This window comes from Nonomuraea terrae (assembly GCF_004348995.1).
Classification (GTDB): domain Bacteria; phylum Actinomycetota; class Actinomycetes; order Streptosporangiales; family Streptosporangiaceae; genus Nonomuraea; species Nonomuraea terrae.
This window is the reverse complement of the sequence record NZ_SMKQ01000407.1, coordinates 1-2,722: the sequence shown is the minus strand read 5'-3', so window position 1 is coordinate 2,722 and position 2,722 is coordinate 1. Positions and strand designations below refer to the sequence as shown.

Here is a 2,722-nt window from a genome sequence, read left to right as displayed (position 1 = left end):
CAGGGGAACAGTTCGGCGAGGGGGTGGTTGTCCGGGGCGGGCACCGGGGTGGTGACGAACTGCGCCTGACCGCCGTCCCGGTGCGGCGGCACGACCAGGCGGCGGGCGACCGCGTTGGCGACCGAGGACCCGTGGTCCAGGCGGACCAGATGCAGGCACAGGTCCATGGCGGCGGCTTTGCCGGCTGAGGTGAGCACGCTGCCGTTGTCCACGTACAGCACGTCCGGGTCCACCGTCACCTGCGGATGGCGGTCGGCCAGGTCTCGGGCGTGCGCCCAGTGCGTGGTCGCGCGCTTCCCGTCCAGCAGGCCGGCCGCGGCCAGCACGAACGCGCCCGTGCAGAGGGAGGCCACGCGTGCGCCGGCCTCGTGGGCCGCACGCACCGCGTCGATCAGGTCGGCGGATGGGTTCACCTCGACGTCGGCCCAGCCAGGGACGATCACGGTGTCGGCGCGCTGGAGGTGGTCGAGGCCGTGGTCGGGCTCCAGCCGGAACCGGCCGGCCCGCACGGCGCCCGGCCCGCAGACGACGAAGTCGTACCAGGGATCGGCCAGCCCTGTCAGGTCGGCCCCGAAGACCTCGTACGCCAAGGACAGCTCGAAGTGCAGCATCCCGTCGGTGACGGCCAGCGCGACTGTGTGCATGTCCGGAATTGTACGGGTAATGGCGTTCCGGACACTCGCCGCGATCACCAACCCTTGCCAGGATGTTCACGACAGATCACAGCAAATCAGTTGAACTGGGAGAATACCCATGGGGTCAGGGCAGACGGTGGCGGTGTTCGGCGCGTACGGACACACCGGGCGCTTCGTGGTGGCGCGGCTGCGGGATCGCGGGTTCGTTCCGGTCCTGTCCGGGCGCGACGCCGACAAGCTGAAGGTACTGGCGTACGAATCCGGGCTGGAGGCCCGCCCGGCGTCGGTCGACGACCCGGCCTCGCTCGACCGCGCACTGGCCGGCGCGTCGGCCGTGATCAACTGTGCCGGCCCCTTCGCCACGACCGCCGCCCCGGTCATCGAGGCGGCACTGCGCGCCGGGATCCCGTATGTGGACGTGGCGGCCGAGATCGAGGCCAACGTCGATACGTTCACCCACTTCACCGAGCGCGCCCGCGCCGCGGGAGCGGTGGTCGTCCCGGCGATGGCCTTCTACGGCGGCCTCGGCGACCTGCTGACCACCGCCGCGATGGGCGACTGGACGACGGCCGACGAGGCGCACATCGCGTACGGGCTGAGCAGTTGGCACCCCACCGCCGGGACGCGTGCCGCGGGCGCGGTCTCCCGGCAGCGGCGGGACGGCCGGCGCGTCCGTTTCGCGAACGGCCGGCTGGAGTACCGCCACGACGACCCGCCGACCCTGGAGTGGCCCTTCCCCGACCCGATGGGTCCCCGGGCCGTCATCGGCGAGTTCACGATGGCCGACGTCGTCACCGTTCCCAGCCACCTGTCCATCCCCGAGGTGCGCACCTACATGACGGTCGAGGCGGCCAGGGACCTGTCCGCCCCGGACACACCGGCGCCCACCCCGGCCGACGACTCGGGGCGGTCGGCACAGACGTTCCTCGTCGATGTCGTCGTGCGCTCCGGCGGCAGTGAACGACGCGCCGTGGCGAGGGGACAGGACATCTACGCCGTCACCGCACCGCTCGTGGTGGAGGCGGTCGACCGCATCCTCACCGGGCGGACCAGGACGGCCGGCGTCGCCTCCGCCGGCGAGATCTTCGACGCGCCCGACTTCCTCCGCACGCTGTCCCCGCACATCTCCCTCGATCTGCGCCCATAGCAGCACGCCCGGCGCGTTCCCCGCTGAAGAACCTCAGCAGCATACGAGACGGTACGTCTCGTCTTGTGTTAGGGTCGTGTCGTTCCCGAACACATGAGGAGTGGCTGATGACCCGAGTGAGAGAGACCTGTGTCGACGTCGCCGACGGCTACCGGCTCTGGGTGGAGACGACCGGCGACCCGGCGCGACCGGCGCTGCTGCTGGTGATGGGCGCCAACTCCAGCGGCCTGGGCTGGCCCGACGACCTGGTCGAGCGGCTGTCCCGGCACCACTGGGTGATCCGCTACGACCACCGCGACACCGGACGCTCCACGCACGCCTTCCACGACCGCCCCTACCCGATCCGGTCGCTGGCCGACGACGCGATGGCGGTGCTCGACGCGTTGGGGATCTCACGCGCCCACGTCGTGGGCATGTCGATGGGCGGCACCCTGGTCCAGCTGCTGCTCCTCGACCACCCGGGCCGCTTGCTCAGCGCCACCGTCTTCGGGTCCGCCCTGATCGGCGGAGGGGAGGAGCCCGGCGCCGAGGAGCTGCCGGGCCCTGACCCCAGGCTGCTGGAGCTGTGGGAGGAGCTCGGCCAGGAGCGGGACGAGGAGGCGGAGCTGCAGTGGCGCATCCGTCACTGGCGGATGCTCAACGGCGACGTCCTGCCGTTCGACCCGGAGGAGTTCGCCGCCCTCGAACGCCGCATCGCCGCCCACAGCGGCACCTGGCACAGCCCCGCCGCCCACGCCCTGGCCGACCAGTCGGGCATGGAACGCGGCGCCGAGCTGGCCGAGGTCTCGGTCCCCACCCTGGTGATCGACGCCCCGGAAGACCCGATCACCCCGCCACCGCACGCCGATGAGCGCGGGCGTCGCTTGGAATTCGCAGGCTGGTCAGGGCGCTTCGGCCTACCGGCAGGACAAGCTATTCACATGCAGGGAAGACATCACAC

The 2,722-nt window shown here is 71.5% G+C and carries 3 protein-coding genes; 2 read left to right on the top strand and 1 reads right to left on the bottom strand.

Annotation, left to right across the window (positions count from 1 at the left end):
- A partial coding sequence (locus tag E1286_RS46930) for a DJ-1/PfpI family protein (RefSeq protein ID WP_132623850.1) occupies positions 1–644 on the bottom strand: 644 nt, incomplete at its 3' end.
- A gap of 109 nt (positions 645–753) precedes the next feature.
- On the opposite strand from E1286_RS46930, the gene E1286_RS46925 reads away from it, so the two are divergent.
- Together E1286_RS46925 and E1286_RS46920 are read left to right on the top strand one after the other, a co-directional pair.
- Entirely contained in the window at positions 754–1,782 is a 1,029-nt protein-coding gene (locus E1286_RS46925; RefSeq protein WP_132623848.1) for a saccharopine dehydrogenase family protein, read from the top strand.
- 107 nt (positions 1,783–1,889) lie between these two features.
- On the top strand, positions 1,890–2,722 hold an 833-nt coding region (locus tag E1286_RS46920; RefSeq protein ID WP_132623846.1), incomplete at its 3' end, for an alpha/beta fold hydrolase.